At 52.0% G+C, this 14,761-nt stretch carries 16 protein-coding genes; 5 read left to right on the top strand and 11 right to left on the bottom strand.

What is annotated here, in order from left to right; translation table 11 throughout:
* The first annotated feature begins 680 nt into the window (after positions 1 to 680).
* The 4 genes from mnmL (at position 681) to mtgA (ending at position 5,742) form a co-directional block, all read left to right on the top strand.
* The gene (gene mnmL / locus OGY37_RS00730) at positions 681 to 1,610 is read left to right on the top strand and encodes a tRNA modification radical SAM protein MnmL/YtqA (protein ID WP_286619823.1); all 930 of its coding nucleotides are present in this window, start codon (positions 681 to 683) and stop codon (positions 1,608 to 1,610) included.
* A gap of 196 nt (positions 1,611 to 1,806) precedes the next feature.
* Complete coding sequence (gene arcB / locus OGY37_RS00725; protein ID WP_003828775.1) at positions 1,807 to 4,143, top strand: aerobic respiration two-component sensor histidine kinase ArcB; 2,337 nt, start codon at positions 1,807 to 1,809, stop codon at positions 4,141 to 4,143.
* 229 nt (positions 4,144 to 4,372) lie between these two features.
* On the top strand, positions 4,373 to 5,026 hold the full coding sequence (elbB, locus tag OGY37_RS00720) for an isoprenoid biosynthesis glyoxalase ElbB (RefSeq protein WP_149281986.1): 654 nt from the start codon (positions 4,373 to 4,375) through the stop codon (positions 5,024 to 5,026).
* Positions 5,023 to 5,742 carry a monofunctional biosynthetic peptidoglycan transglycosylase gene (gene mtgA, locus OGY37_RS00715; protein ID WP_071444704.1) on the top strand — a complete coding sequence of 240 codons (720 nt, stop codon included), beginning with the start codon at positions 5,023 to 5,025 and terminating at the stop codon, positions 5,740 to 5,742. The genes elbB and mtgA overlap by 4 nt, the downstream gene beginning before the upstream one ends.
* Positions 5,743 to 5,808: 66 nt before the next feature.
* Here mtgA and npr read toward each other — a convergent pair whose 3' ends face one another.
* From npr to OGY37_RS00660, 11 genes are all read right to left on the bottom strand, one after another.
* Positions 5,809 to 6,081 (bottom strand): PTS phosphocarrier protein NPr, encoded by a 273-nt coding sequence (gene npr, locus OGY37_RS00710; protein WP_003828770.1) that lies wholly within the window; start codon positions 6,079 to 6,081, stop codon positions 5,809 to 5,811.
* Complete coding sequence (gene rapZ / locus OGY37_RS00705) at positions 6,078 to 6,932, bottom strand: RNase adapter RapZ (protein WP_003025085.1); 855 nt, start codon at positions 6,930 to 6,932, stop codon at positions 6,078 to 6,080. The genes npr and rapZ overlap by 4 nt, the downstream gene beginning before the upstream one ends.
* 45 nt (positions 6,933 to 6,977) lie before the next feature.
* On the bottom strand, positions 6,978 to 7,469 hold the full coding sequence (ptsN, locus tag OGY37_RS00700; RefSeq protein ID WP_003025083.1) for a PTS IIA-like nitrogen regulatory protein PtsN: 492 nt from the start codon (positions 7,467 to 7,469) through the stop codon (positions 6,978 to 6,980).
* An 83-nt stretch (positions 7,470 to 7,552) separates the two neighbouring features.
* Complete coding sequence (gene hpf / locus OGY37_RS00695) at positions 7,553 to 7,840, bottom strand: ribosome hibernation promoting factor (RefSeq protein WP_003025078.1); 288 nt, start codon at positions 7,838 to 7,840, stop codon at positions 7,553 to 7,555.
* Between the two features lie 22 nt (positions 7,841 to 7,862).
* Positions 7,863 to 9,296, bottom strand: coding sequence for an RNA polymerase factor sigma-54 (gene rpoN, locus OGY37_RS00690; RefSeq protein WP_032934192.1), 1,434 nt, complete (start codon positions 9,294 to 9,296; stop codon positions 7,863 to 7,865).
* 46 nt (positions 9,297 to 9,342) lie between these two features.
* Complete coding sequence (lptB, locus tag OGY37_RS00685) at positions 9,343 to 10,068, bottom strand: LPS export ABC transporter ATP-binding protein (RefSeq protein ID WP_003828761.1); 726 nt, start codon at positions 10,066 to 10,068, stop codon at positions 9,343 to 9,345.
* A gap of 6 nt (positions 10,069 to 10,074) precedes the next feature.
* Positions 10,075 to 10,623, bottom strand: coding sequence for a lipopolysaccharide ABC transporter substrate-binding protein LptA (gene lptA, locus OGY37_RS00680; protein ID WP_003828759.1), 549 nt, complete (start codon positions 10,621 to 10,623; stop codon positions 10,075 to 10,077).
* Positions 10,592 to 11,167: an LPS export ABC transporter periplasmic protein LptC gene (gene lptC / locus OGY37_RS00675; RefSeq protein WP_003828757.1), complete on the bottom strand. Its 576-nt coding sequence runs from the start codon at positions 11,165 to 11,167 to the stop codon at positions 10,592 to 10,594. Before lptC ends, lptA begins: the two co-directional genes overlap by 32 nt.
* Positions 11,164 to 11,730 carry a 3-deoxy-manno-octulosonate-8-phosphatase KdsC gene (gene kdsC, locus OGY37_RS00670; protein WP_286619799.1) on the bottom strand — a complete coding sequence of 189 codons (567 nt, stop codon included), beginning with the start codon at positions 11,728 to 11,730 and terminating at the stop codon, positions 11,164 to 11,166. Before kdsC ends, lptC begins: the two co-directional genes overlap by 4 nt.
* Positions 11,731 to 11,750: 20 nt before the next feature.
* Positions 11,751 to 12,737 (bottom strand): arabinose-5-phosphate isomerase KdsD, encoded by a 987-nt coding sequence (kdsD, locus tag OGY37_RS00665; RefSeq protein WP_126956972.1) that lies wholly within the window; start codon positions 12,735 to 12,737, stop codon positions 11,751 to 11,753.
* A 13-nt stretch (positions 12,738 to 12,750) separates the two neighbouring features.
* Positions 12,751 to 13,728 (bottom strand): calcium/sodium antiporter, encoded by a 978-nt coding sequence (locus OGY37_RS00660; protein WP_016154684.1) that lies wholly within the window; start codon positions 13,726 to 13,728, stop codon positions 12,751 to 12,753.
* A 215-nt stretch (positions 13,729 to 13,943) separates the two neighbouring features.
* Here OGY37_RS00660 and mlaF point away from each other — a divergent pair, with 215 nt between their 5' ends.
* Complete coding sequence (mlaF, locus tag OGY37_RS00655) at positions 13,944 to 14,756, top strand: phospholipid ABC transporter ATP-binding protein MlaF (protein WP_003828749.1); 813 nt, start codon at positions 13,944 to 13,946, stop codon at positions 14,754 to 14,756.
* Positions 14,757 to 14,761: the final 5 nt, after the last annotated feature.

Raw genomic sequence — 14,761 nt, 5'->3', positions numbered from 1 at the left:
GTGAACCTCCCCAGGCTCTGCGGGATTCCCATCTGGACCGTTGCGCACGGGCACACCAAGAGCATGGCGACGGGGTTTGCGTGTCATACGCTTACCTCGCATTCGCCCTCTTTATCCTTTTCGCATAGGTCAAACAAGTTTGAGGACTTGCTTCAGAGGGAATCTCAATTACTGCATAAATATGATGAGCAGACTGCTCATCCAGAAAGCTTCCAGCGGATTTCCACGTTATCGGGAATCCACACACAGGTCAAATGGCAATCTTATTTATGCAAAAATGTGCTATAGGGCGATTAACTTTATGAATATGTTGAAATTTAAGGCTTTTTTACATTGATTTAACGCAAGGGGAATGGAGTGCGAAGTGTGATCTGTCTCACTGTCAGAAAGGCTGTATATCCCCCGTCCTCCCTTTATTTATCGCTATGCTTGGCATTTTATGCTGGTTTTTAGAGTTTTGGCGTCTTAAAGATACTGTTTTTATACTGAGAGTATAAGAAGATAAAAAAAACAGTCGGATATAAGGAAAAGTAATTTCATTTTTGATGAATGAAATTTCGATTATTTTGATTTGTTATGCAATAAATAAAGGCACGCCAGGGCGATTGATCCAGGTCATCGCCGACTGGGGCAAAAAATGGCAGGCTTTGGCCTCTTTTCAAGGCGCGGTCTACCAGATTATGCAGTTACAGAAATTAGTCAATATGTTTGGTGGGGATCTTTCTCGCCGTTACGGGCAAAAGGTTCATAAACTCACGCTTCACGGCGGCTTTAGCTGCCCAAATCGAGATGGCACTATCGGACGTGGCGGATGTACTTTCTGCAATGTCGCCTCGTTTGCCGATGAAGCACAGCAGCACCATTCTATTGCCGAGCAGCTTGATCATCAGGCGCATCTGGTCAATCGCGCGAAACGCTATCTGGCCTATTTCCAGGCCTATACCAGCACCTTTGCTGAAGTGCAGGTGCTGCGTTCGATGTATCAGCAGGCGGTAAGCCAGGCCAGTATCGTCGGGTTATGCGTTGGGACGCGCCCCGACTGCGTGCCGGATGCGGTACTCGATCTGCTTTGCGAGTATAAAGACCTCGGCTATGAGGTATGGCTGGAACTCGGTTTGCAAACCGCGCATGACAAAACTTTGCACCGTATTAACCGCGGCCACGATTTTGCCTGTTACCAACGCACTACGCGACTGGCACGCGAACGCGGGTTGAAAGTGTGCTCACACCTGATTGTCGGTCTGCCGGGAGAAGGGCAGGCAGAATGCCTGCAAACCATGGAACGTGTGGTGGAGACGGGCGTTGACGGTATTAAGCTGCACCCGCTGCATATTGTGAAAGGCAGTACGATGGCGAAAGCCTGGGAGGCCGGGCGGCTGAGCGGAATTGAACTGGACGACTATACGGTCATCGCCGGGGAGATGATCCGTCATACGCCGCCAGAGGTGATTTATCATCGAATTTCCGCCAGCGCGCGCCGCCCAACGCTGTTGGCACCGCTATGGTGTGAAAACCGCTGGACCGGGATGGTCGAACTGGATAAGTACCTTAACGAGCACGGCGTGCAAGGCTCGGCGCTGGGTACGCCGTGGATGCAGCCACAGATCTAACCCTCCGTAGGCCGGATAAGGCAAAGCCGACATCCGGCAATCTGCCCCTGCTTGCCTGATGGCGCTTCGCTTATCAGGCCTACGATTACCCTCTCTACGGTCATTTCACCGATAACCTCCGCATTTCTTGCACAATCTTCAACGTCACGCTGAGAATTGAGTATTATTGTGCCAAGTTGTCGTGAAGGAACCCTCTATGAAGCAAATCCGTATGCTGGCGCAATATTACGTCGACCTGATGATGAAGTTAGGTCTGGTGCGCTTTTCGCTGCTATTGGCGCTGGCTCTGGTCGTGTTGGCAATTGTGGTACAGATGGCTGTCACCATGGTGCTGCATGGCCAGGTAGAAAGCATTGATGTCATCCGCTCTATCTTTTTTGGTCTGTTAATTACCCCCTGGGCCGTCTATTTCCTGTCCGTGGTGGTGGAGCAACTTGAGGAGTCCCGGCAACGCCTGTCACGACTGGTACAAAAGCTGGAAGAGATGCGCGAGCGCGATCTGAAGCTCAATGTGCAGTTGAAAGATAATATTGCCCAGCTCAATCAGGAAATTGTTGAGCGTGAAAAAGCCGAAGCAGAGCGCCAGGAAACATTCGAGCAGCTTAAAGTCGAAATCAAAGAGCGCGAAGAAGCGCAGATCCAGCTCGAGCAACAGTCTTCCTTTTTACGCTCTTTCCTCGATGCCTCGCCGGATCTGGTTTTTTATCGCAATGAAGATAAAGAGTTTTCCGGCTGTAACCGTGCCATGGAGCTGCTGACTGGCAAAAGCGAAAAGCAGCTGGTGAACTTAAAACCGGCTGACGTTTACTCCCCAGAGGCCGCTGAAAAGGTGATTGAAACCGACGAAAAGGTGTTCCGTCATAATGTTTCGCTCACCTACGAACAGTGGCTGGACTACCCGGACGGGCGCAAAGCCTGCTTTGAAATTCGCAAGGTGCCTTACTATGACCGCGTAGGTAAGCGACATGGTCTGATGGGCTTTGGGCGCGATATCACCGAACGTAAGCGTTATCAGGATGCGCTTGAGCGCGCCAGCCGCGATAAGACCACCTTCATTTCTACCATCAGCCACGAGCTGCGCACCCCGCTTAACGGCATTGTTGGTTTAAGCCGGATCCTGCTGGATACGGATCTGACCGCGGAGCAGGAAAAATACCTGAAAACCATCCATGTCTCTGCCGTGACGCTGGGGAATATTTTCAACGATATTATCGACATGGATAAGATGGAGCGACGTAAAGTCCAGCTCGATAACCAGCCGATCGATTTCACCAGTTTTATGGCAGATCTGGAAAACCTCTCTGGCCTACAGGCGCAGCAAAAGGGTCTGCGTTTTGTGCTTGAGCCGACGTTACCCCTGCCGCATAAGGTCATTACCGACGGAACGCGTCTGCGTCAGATCCTGTGGAATCTGATCAGCAACGCCGTGAAGTTTACCCAGCAGGGGCAGGTGACCGTGCGGGCGCGCTATGACCAGGGGAATATGCTGCATTTCGAAGTTGAAGATTCCGGCATCGGCATTCCGCAGGATGAGCAGGATAAAATCTTCGCTATGTATTATCAGGTGAAGGACAGTAACGGCGGTAAACCGGCAACGGGGACAGGGATTGGTTTGGCCGTGTCGAAGCGTCTGGCGAAAAACATGGGCGGTGATATTACGGTTTCCAGCCAGGCAGGAAAAGGGTCTATCTTTACGCTGACCGTGCATGCCCCTGCGGTAGCGGAAGAGATTGAAGATGCTTTTGAAGACGATGAACTGCCGCTGCCAGCCCTGAATGTGCTGCTGGTGGAAGACATTGAGCTGAACGTTATTGTTGCGCGCTCCGTGCTGGAAAAATTAGGCAACAGCGTGGATGTCGCGATGACCGGGAAAGCCGCGCTGGAAATGTTTACGCCGGGTGAATATGACCTGGTGTTGTTGGATATTCAGCTACCGGATATGACCGGTCTGGATATCTCGCGGGAGCTCACGCAAAAATACGCCCGTGAAGATCTGCCACCGCTGGTCGCACTCACCGCCAACGTACTGAAAGATAAAAAAGAGTATCTGGACGCAGGCATGGACGACGTGCTGAGTAAGCCGCTGTCGGTTCCGGCGCTAACCGCCATGATCAAAAAATACTGGGATACCCGAAACGAAGAGGAGAGCACTGTGACATCTGAAGAAAGCAGTAAATCGCAAGCGCTGTTAGATATTCCTATGTTGGAACAATACCTCGAGCTGGTGGGACCGAAGTTAATTACCGACGGGCTGGCGGTGTTTGAGAAGATGATGCCGGGATATTTGAGCGTGCTGGAGTCCAACCTGACGGCACGGGATAAAAAAGGTGTTGTTGAGGAAGGCCATAAAATTAAAGGCGCAGCAGGTTCAGTGGGGCTGCGTCACCTGCAACAGCTAGGTCAGCAAATCCAGTCGCCGGATCTTCCTGCCTGGGAAGATAACGTTGCTGAATGGATTGAAGAGATGAAGCAGGAGTGGCAGCACGACGTGGCAGTATTAAAAGCCTGGGTGGCGAGCGTGGAAAAAAAATGACCCCGGCTTGACCGGGGTGCGCGAATACTGCGCCAACACCAGGGAAATCGTGGCTGCGCCGTAAATTATTATCATTGTTTACAAGGGCGCAGCCCTAATTTTCAGGCCGCACGCAGTTAAGATAGCAAATCTTAAATAATTTGTTACATGAATCAGTTAAATGTGTGAAGCGTAGCATTTAAATCATAATAACTAATATGTTTCAGCCAGTTGAGAAAGGAGTATCACGATGAAAAAAGTGGGTGTAGTGCTCAGCGGATGCGGCGTGTATGACGGTGCAGAGATCCATGAAACTGTTCTCACGCTTCTGGCCATTGCCCGCAACGGCGCTCAAGCCGTCTGTTTTGCACCGGATAAACAACAAGCGGATGTGATTAATCATCTGACCGGCGAGCCGATGCTGGAAACTCGCAATGTGCTGATTGAAGCCGCGCGCATCACACGTGGCGATATTCGCCCACTTGCGCAGGCAGTCTCATCGGAACTGGATGCGTTGATCGTGCCGGGTGGGTTTGGTGCGGCCAAAAATCTGAGCAATTTTGCCAGTCAGGGCAGCGAATGCCGGGTTGATAGTGACTTAGCCGCGCTGGCAGTGGCCATGCATCAGGCGGGTAAGCCGCTGGGATTTATGTGCATTGCGCCTGCCATGTTACCTAAAATTTTTGACTTCCCGCTGCGTCTGACCATTGGCACTGATATCGACACGGCAGAGGTGCTGGAAGAGATGGGCGCTGAGCATGTGCCTTGTCCGGTTGATGACATTGTCGTCGATGAAGACAACAAAATCGTCACCACGCCTGCCTATATGCTGGCGCAGGACATCGCTCAGGCCGCGAGTGGCATCGATAAACTGGTATCGCGTGTGCTGGTGCTGGCTGAATGAGAAAAGGAGTTACCGCCTTTCTGCGACGTATCTTTCTGCGGGCGGTGGTTGTCCTCGCCGTATTCTGGGGTGGGGGCATCGCACTTTTCAGCGTGATGCCTGTGCCTTTCTCGGCGGTGATGGTCGAGCGACAGCTGGGCGCATGGCTGTCCGGTGATTTCGGCTATGTGGCGCACTCGGACTGGGTGAGTATGGATGAGATCTCACCGTGGATGGGACTGGCGGTGATTGCTGCGGAGGATCAGAAGTTTCCAGACCACTGGGGGTTTGACGTCACCGCCATAGAGAAAGCGCTGGCGCACAATGAACGCAATGAAAACCGCATTCGCGGGGCGTCGACGTTATCGCAACAGACGGCGAAAAACCTGTTTTTATGGGATGGACGCAGCTGGGTGCGTAAAGGTCTCGAAGCCGGGCTAACGCTGGGTATGGAAACCGTCTGGAGTAAGAAACGTATTCTGACCGTCTATTTGAATATCGCCGAGTTTGGCGATGGGATATTTGGCGTGGAGGCGGCGGCGCAACGGTATTTTCATAAACCGGCCAGTCGGTTGAGCCTGTCTGAAGCGGCCTTGCTGGCGGCAGTATTGCCCAATCCTTTGCGTTTTAAGGCGAATGCGCCTTCTGGTTATGTGCGTAACCGCCAGGCTTGGATTATGCGCCAAATGCGTCAGTTAGGTGGTGAGTCGTTTATGCGGGAAAATAAGCTGTATTAGCGTAGTTATTGCCGGATGCGGCGTAAACGCCTTATCCGGCCTACTGGCTACGTTCTGTGTACTCGATTAATCTTCATCAAACCCTGAATTAAACAGGGCAATCACTGCGGCCAGGGCTTCTACTTCCTGTGGTCCCGTGGCTTCGACTTCTATCTGACGCCCTTTGGCTGAATCCAGCATCAGCAGAGCGATAACGCTGTTGGCCTCGGCCTCCGTTCCTTCATCATTACGCAGCAAAACTTCTGCTTCGAAACCCTGCATCAATTCAAACAGTTTCATCGCTGGGCGGGCATGCATGCCCAGCTTATTGGTGATTTCAACGGTTTGCTTCACGGTCATGATTTACGTTTTTCCAGCGTACGATGGCGTGACTGCACGTTTTTACCGCGTGAGCGGAAGTAGTCTGCCAGCTGCTCTGCAATATACACCGAACGGTGTTTCCCGCCGGTACAGCCGATGGCTACGGTAAGGTAGCTACGGTTGTTGGTCTCCAGCATGGGTAACCATAGCTCAAGATAGCTGCGAGTCTGGTAGATAAAATTGTGTACTTCTGTGTGCCTGTCGAGGAATGCGGCGACGGGGCGGTCAAGACCGGTCATTGGGCGCAGCTTCGGATCCCAGTGTGGGTTAGGCAGGAAGCGCACGTCAAAGACGTAATCCGCATCAATCGGGATACCGTGTTTGAAACCAAAGGATTCGAATACCATCGTCAATTCACGTTCACGTTTACCCAGCAGTCGGGTACGTAACATTTCCGCCAGTTCGTGTACGGACATTTCGGAGGTATCAACGATCAGGTCAGCGCGAGAGCGCAGAGGCTCCAGCAAATCGCTTTCCTTATCGATAGCGCTTTCCAGAGACAAGTTCTTGCTGGAGAGCGGGTGTAAACGGCGCGTGTCGCTGTAGCGACGAATCAGCGTGTTACGGTCTGCATCAAGGAACAGCAGCTGTGGTGAGAAACCCTCGGGCAGATTATTCATTGCCTGCTCGAAAATTTCCGGGGACTCAGGCATGTTGCGCACATCAATGCTGACGGCCGCAGAAATCTGGCGATCGGCCAGTGTACGAGCCAGATCGGGCAACAGCACTACGGGAAGGTTATCCACGCAGTAAAAACCCATATCTTCCAGCGCACGCAGGGCGACAGATTTACCTGACCCTGAACGACCGCTGACGATCATCAGTACCATGTACTGTTTCTCCTCACAACGACAAAAAAGGATGCCATTGGGTTGTTATGCCTCATCCTGTCCACCTTCGGTGTCCGTGATGATTTGATACAACTCCTGGTCACTTTGCGCGGCGCGCAGACGACGACAGATGGTTTTATCTGCCAGACGTTTTGCGACCAGTGACAACGTATGCAAATGCGTCTTGGTTTGGTCTGCCGGGACCAGCAGGGCGAAAAGCAGATCGACAGGTTGATTATCAATGGCGTCGAAGGCGATGGGTGTTTCGAGTTGAACAAACACACCAACCGCGCGCATCGTGTCTTCTTCCAGCTTTCCGTGCGGGATAGCAATACCATTACCGATGCCGGTACTGCCCATTTTTTCACGCGTCAGAATGGCTTCAAATACCACCTGAGAAGGCAAGCTAAGCTGTTTTGCCGCAAGTTCGCTGATGATTTCCAGTGCGCGTTTCTTGCTTTGGCAGTGAACGCCTGCGCGTGTACATTCCTGGTTAAGAACAGTGCTCAGTTGTAGAGTCGTATCGTTATTTGTCATAATTTCACCTAAGCGCTAACTGTACAAATGGCCCGTTGTGCTACACAACAGGCCGTCCTGCACCCGCTAACTGCCCGGACAAGTTAGTGCTGTTTCAGTTTATCTTTATGTTTTGTTAACTGCCGAGCCAGTTTATCAATTAAACCGTCAATGGCGGCGTACATATCCTGACCTTCCGCGCTGGCATGAATTTCGCCACCGTTCACATGCAGTGTTGCATCCGAGATATGTGTAACCTTCTCCACTTTCAACACAATATAGACCTGATTAATCCGGTCGAAATATTGTTCGAGCTTGGCAAATTTTGTATTCACAAAATCGCGCAGGGCTTCGGTGATTTCGACGTTATTTCCAGTGATGTTGAGCTGCATAGTGTCTTCCTTATCGGTTGGGTCAGACCAGCTGTTTGCGCTGGTTAGACGGCGGAATGGATAAAGACTCTCGGTACTTCGCAACAGTGCGGCGCGCCACCATGATACCCTGTTCTGACAGCATAGAGGTTAACTTGCTGTCACTCAGCGGTTTCGCGGGGTTTTCCGCAGCAATTAATTTCTTCACCAGCGCACGGATAGCTGTGGATGAGGCTTCACCTCCGCCTTCAGTGTTAACGTGACTGGAAAAGAAATACTTCAATTCAAAAATGCCGCGCGGACTGTGCAGATACTTTTGCGTGGTCACACGGGAAATGGTCGATTCGTGCATCTCGACGGCCTGGGCGATATCCGCCAGTACCATCGGTTTCATATACTCTTCGCCTTGTTCAAAGAAAGCTTGCTGCTGCTCAACGATGCAGCGGCTGACGCGCAGCAACGTATCATTGCGGCTTTCCAGGCTTTTAATCAGCCACTTCGCATCTTGCAGATTGCTACGAATAAACTGGCTGTCGGCATCGTTGCGTGCGCTATTGCACATCGCGGCGTAGTGCTGGTTAATCTGTAAGCGCGGAATGCTGTCGCCGTTGAGTTCGACCACCCAGCGATCGTTATGCTTACGCACCAGCACATCCGGAATGACGTACTCCGGCTCGCCAGTCTGGATCGACTGCCCTGGGCGGGGATCAAGCGACTGGATGAGGTTGACGGCTTCTTTCAGCACGTCTTCTTTCAGTCGGGTCACGCGCATCAGCGTGCGGAAGTCATGGTTGGCTAACAGATCGAGATGATCGCTGATGATCAGGCGCGCTTCATCCAGCCACGGTGTGGCTTTATCAAACTGCGAAAGTTGGATCAGTAAGCAGTCACGGAGATCTTTGGCGGCCACGCCAACGGGATCAAAGCGCTGAACACGTTTAAGCACGGCTTCGATTTCGTCCATACCGACGTCGTCATCGCCCATGCTTTCGAGAATATCGTCCAGTGTCACGGTGAGATAACCGGTTTCGTCTACCGCATCCACAATGGATGTCGCAATGGCGCGATCGGTATCCGAGAACGGGGTCAGTTCCACTTGCCACATCAGGTAATCCTGTAGTGATTGCGTGGTCTCACCCTGATAGACAGGCAGTTCGTCGTCGATGTAATCTCCGCTGGTGCCCGAAGGCGTCCCGGCGGTGTAAATTTCATCCCAACTGGCGTCAAGCGGCAACTCCTCAGGCATCTCTTTTTGTTCGAGTGCATCTGCGGTGTCGAGGGTTTCGCTGTCCTGTTTTTCCTGGGTATCAATTTCGTCGTGAAGATCGGTTTGCTCGAGCAGTGGGTTACTTTCCAGCGCTTGCTGAAGTTCTTGCTGAAGTTCCAGCGTGGACAGCTGCAACAGACGGATAGCCTGTTGTAGCTGAGGCGTCATCGCCAGTTGTTGGCTAAGCCTGAGTTGCAAACCTTGCTTCATGTTCAGAGTTGTTTTCTCCTGCAGTGACGTGAAGTCTTCTACCCTATCAGAGTCTGAAGTCTTCCCCAAGGTATACGCGCTTAACGTGCTCATCCTGCAGTATTTCTGTTGGCGTGCCGTGCGCGATCAGGTGCCCCTGACTTACGATATAGGCGCGCTCACACACTGCCAGCGTTTCGCGGACGTTGTGGTCGGTAATCAGCACGCCAAGGCCGCTGTCGCGAAGGTGTTCGATGATCCGTTTAATATCAATAACAGAAATCGGGTCAACACCGGCAAACGGTTCATCCAGCAGGATAAATTTCGGATTGGCGGCCAGTGCGCGAGCGATCTCCACGCGGCGTCGTTCACCACCGGAGAGCGACTGACCTAAGCTGTCGCGCAGGTGCTCGATGTGGAATTCTTCCATCAGCTCGTTGGCGCGATCTTCGCGCTGCTCGCTGGTCAGATCGTCACGAATTTGCAGCACCGCCATCAGGTTATCAAACACGCTCAGGCGACGGAAAATCGATGCTTCCTGCGGTAAGTAGCCGATGCCGCGACGCGCGCGCGCATGCAGAGGCAGCAGACTGATGTCTTCGTCATCAATGATAATGTTACCCGCATCGCGCGGGACAATGCCGACTACCATGTAAAAGGTTGTTGTCTTGCCTGCACCGTTAGGACCGAGCAGACCGACGATCTCCCCGGAGTTGACGGTCAGACTGACATCTTCAACCACACGACGGCCTTTATAGGCTTTTGCAAGGTTCTTTGCAGTTAATGTTGCCATAACGAATCAGTTACCTTTTTTCTCTGCCGGAGCCTTGTTTTTGTCCTGCAACTGCGACGGAACCAGAACGGTGGTGACGCGTTTGCCTTTATCGCTGAAGGCCTGCATTTTCTGCTCTTTTACCAGATAAGTGATCTTATCGCCCGTGATGTTGCTATCGAGCTGTTCCAGATACGCCTTGCCGGTGAGAACGACAAAGTCTTTCGCCAGTTCATAGTGCATCTGAGAGGCGTGGCCTTTAACCGGTTTACCGTTGTCCTGCATCTGGTAAAACGTCGCTGGATTGCCATAGCCATCAATCACTTCTTTGCCGTCTTCACCGCCAGGACGGGTCACGACGACTTTATCGGCGTTAATTTTGATGGTGCCCTGAGTCACAATCACGTTGCCAGTAAACGTCACCACGTTGCCCTGCATATCCAGGGACTGCTGGTCCGATTCAATGTGAATCGGCTGCTCGGTATCGCCGGTGACGGCAAATGCCGGAATGCTGGCGGCCAGAAGTGAGCTGGCAAGTACAAGATTAAGGCTGAGTTTGTTTGTTTTGGATTTCATATGAGGTTCTAACCTTTTCAATCAGCTCGGCGTTCTTGCTGCGTAAGTTGCCGCGCATCTTCAGTCCGCTGGAGTTAAATGTTGTGCCATACAACGTCACCAGATCATCGGAGGTGACGTCTTGTGTCACCAGGTTAATCTGCGCGTTATCGGTCGTAATTCTGCGTAGTTGAGAGTCAGGCACCAGGGCGTTAACCTCAACATGGCCGTACAGATACAGCATCCGATCGTTGGTCAATTTGGCTTTATCGGCCTTGATCGTCCAGGTCGGTACTTTATCCTTATCAAATGTGGTTAATACCGGTTGAGTAAACCACGAAACCGCTTGTTCCGAATAATATTCAACGTGTTGTGCGATCAAGTGATAGCTCAGCGCGCCTTCCGGACTATACACAACGGTATCAGTATGTTCGCTCTTATAGGTTGGCTCGTTGTTATTGACGACGACCTGAGCGGTGTCATCTTTGTCTGCCAGATTAATACCAATCATCACAAGGACAGCCAGCGACAGTAGAATGATAACCCAACGTCTGGTTTTGCTCATATCGATTGCCCTTTGGCCTCGTCCAGTTTGCCCTGCGCCAGGAGTAATAAATCGCAGACTTCACGCACAGCGCCACGTCCCCCATTAATACGGGTGACATAATCGGCACGCGGGATCAGCAAAGGGTGGGCATCTGCCACCGCTACACTCAATCCCACTTGTGCCATCACCGGCCAGTCGATCAGATCATCGCCAACGTAGGCGACATTCTCCGGCGCGATCGCCAGTTTGCTAAGGAGATCGCCAAAGGCAACCAGTTTGTCTGACTGCCCCTGATACAGGTGGGTGATCCCCAAAGTGGTACAGCGATCTTCTACAAGTTTAGCCTTTCGTCCGGTAATAATGGCAACCTCAATACCGGAAGTGAGCGCACAGCGAATTCCGTAACCATCGCGGACGTTAAAAGCTTTCAGCTCTTCACCGTTGTTGCCCATATAAATCAGACCATCAGACAGTACACCATCCACATCCAGGATCAGCAAACGGATGTTTTCTGCCCGGGTGATAACGTCTGTGCTGACGGGTCCATAACAGGTCGCAAGCGACGCACCTGCTTTACTCATTTTCGTTATCCTTGAGTTTCTTACACTACACCTGCACGCAGCAGATCATGCATATGTAACACACCGAGTAACTGGTCGCCATCAGCAACCATTACCGAGGTGATATGGCGGGACTGCATTAAGTTCAGGGCATCGACGGCAAGAATACCCGGACGCACGCGAATGCCTCCAGGGGTCATCACATCGGCAATGCCTAACTGGCGTACATCAACGCCCATATCGAAGACACGACGTAAATCGCCATCGGTGAAAATACCGTCAATCTTCATGGCATCATCGCAAATGACGGTCATGCCGAGATTTTTACGCGTGATCTCAAGTAAGGCGTCACGCAGGCTGGCGTTTTTGGTCACATGCGGGATCTCGTCGCCCGTATGCATAATATCGTTAACGCGCAGTAAAAGCTTACGGCCCAGTGCGCCACCGGGATGAGACAACGCAAAATCTTCCGCGGTAAAGCCGCGCGCTTTTAATAACGCCACCGCCAGGGCATCGCCCATCACCAGTGTTGCTGTCGTACTGCTGGTCGGCGCCAGGCCTAACGGACAAGCTTCCTTGGGCACTTTAACACACAGATGCACATCTGCCGCACGCGCCATACTGCTTTCAGGACGACCGGTCATGCAGATAAGCGGTACATGAAGACGTTTTAATACCGGGATCAGCGCCGCTATCTCATTGGATTCACCGGAGTTAGAGATGGCGATGACCACATCCTGCGGCGAGACCATACCCAGATCGCCATGTGCGGCTTCGCCTGGATGTACAAAAAATGAGGGGGTGCCGGTGCTGGCAAATGTGGCTGCCATTTTCCGCCCGATATGGCCAGATTTCCCCATTCCCATCACTACCACTTTGCCCGGGCAGCTGAATATTTTCTCGCATGCGAGGGTAAAATTTTGGTTGATGTACTGATCAAGCTCCGCCAGGCCTTCACGTTCAATTGCCAGGACTTCCTTGCCTGCTTGCTGAAAGTCAAAACCCGGTTGCAACTCTAAGTGCGACATAATGCGTTTCCAGTTATCCAACGAGAAGTGGCGATAACCAATACAGCATCGCCAGCCATATGATAAAACCGCCGGTCAGCAGCGCACCTGCGCCGCGACCAATCTGGCGCGGACGTCGCCAGCAGAGTAGTGCAAAAATCACGCTCACCAGCAGCATGACGCTATAGTCACGGGTGAAGGCCATTGGATTGACTTCACCCGGCGTAATCAGCGCCGGTAGCCCGAGGACGATAACGATATTAAAAATGTTTGCGCCGATAATGTTACCGACGGCAATATCGTTTTCACCTTTACGCAGACCCGCAATCGCTGTTGCCAGCTCCGGCAGGCTGGTACCAATGGCGACCACTGTTAGCCCGATAGTAAGTTCGCTCATGGCGAAATAGTTCGCCAGCACGGTAGCGTTATCCACCACCATACGTGTTGCCATTGGCATAATAATCAGCGCAATGCCCAGCCACAAAAATGCGACAGGTAATCCGCCTTCGCGCGGCAGCTCAGCTATCTGCTCACGTGTCAGGCTGTCATTGCCTTGTCGCTCGGCCAGACGGGCGATTTTAACAATGAATAGCAGCCATAGCACGGCCAGAAGCAGAAGAAAGAAACCGTCGCTGCGGCTCAACTGCCCGTCATACAGGACAGATGCAGCTAAAATACTTACCAGCAACATTAGCGGTAATTCACGACGCAGAACATCAGAATGCACGGTAAAAGGATGAATCAGCGCCGACAGGCCTAAAATAAGCAGAATGTTGGTGATGTTAGAACCTATGGCGGTCCCGACAGCCAGATCGAGTTGCCCATTCATCGATGCGGCAACGGAGACAATTATCTCGGGTAACGACGTACCTATGCTGACCACGGTCATTCCGATGATAATGGGAGGAATACCGAAATTTCGACATAAAATGGATGCGGCAAATACCAGACGGTCGGCACCGTAGACCACCAGAAGTAAACCAATTATTAACAGCGCCGTCGCTAAAAGCATCTAAAGTCCTTTCTTCAGGTATACTCGCCGGTCCACTTGAAGGATCTTCTGGAAGCCGTAACGAAGTCTTAATTTTGACTTTATGCGGCTAAAAAGTAAAACAAATGCCAGCTTTCGCTAACCAGGACAGGCAATAATCTGTAAATATGTTGGGTTCAGGGCTAAATTGAGCGCCAAACTCTTCGATCAACGAGGCAATAGTAAAGGATGAATCAATGGGTCAGTCTGTGGCGAATCTAGTCGATATGCGCGATGTCAGCTTTTCCCGGGGTGACCGCTGCATCTTTGATAATATTTCCCTGACGGTACCGCGCGGTAAGGTGACGGCGATCATGGGGCCATCAGGCATCGGCAAAACGACGCTGTTGCGTCTGATTGGCGGACAGATCCCCCCGGATAAGGGCGAGATCCTGTTTGACGGTGAGAACGTCCCGGCCATGTCCCGTTCGCGTTTATTTACCGTGCGTAAGCGCATGAGTATGCTGTTTCAGTCTGGTGCGCTATTTACCGACATGAATGTTTTTGACAACGTCGCGTACCCTCTGCGCGAGCATACGACGTTGCCAGCGCCGTTGCTGAAGAGCACGGTGATGATGAAGCTCGAGGCCGTCGGCCTGCGGGGTGCGGCCAAATTAATGCCTTCTGAATTATCCGGTGGGATGGCGCGTCGCGCCGCGTTAGCACGTGCTATCGCGCTGGAGCCAGACCTCATCATGTTTGATGAGCCGTTCGTCGGCCAGGATCCCATCACCATGGGCGTTCTAGTGAAGCTAATTTCAGAACTGAACAGCGCGCTGGGCGTCACCTGTGTGGTGGTATCCCATGATGTGCCTGAGGTACTGAGTATTGCGGATTACGCCTATATAATGGCGGACAAAAAAATAGTGGCCTACGGTAGTGCTCAGGCGCTACAAGAAAATGCCGATCCGCGCGTACGCCAGTTCCTTGACGGCATTGCCGATGGACCGGTTCCGTTCCGTTACCCGGCGGGCGACTACCACATCGATTTACTCAAAACAGGGAGTTAAGCCAC

It is taken from the genome of Citrobacter sp. Cpo030, assembly GCF_030333005.1.
GTDB lineage: Bacteria > Pseudomonadota > Gammaproteobacteria > Enterobacterales > Enterobacteriaceae > Citrobacter > Citrobacter portucalensis.
This window is presented reverse-complemented; position numbering and strand designations above follow the sequence as displayed.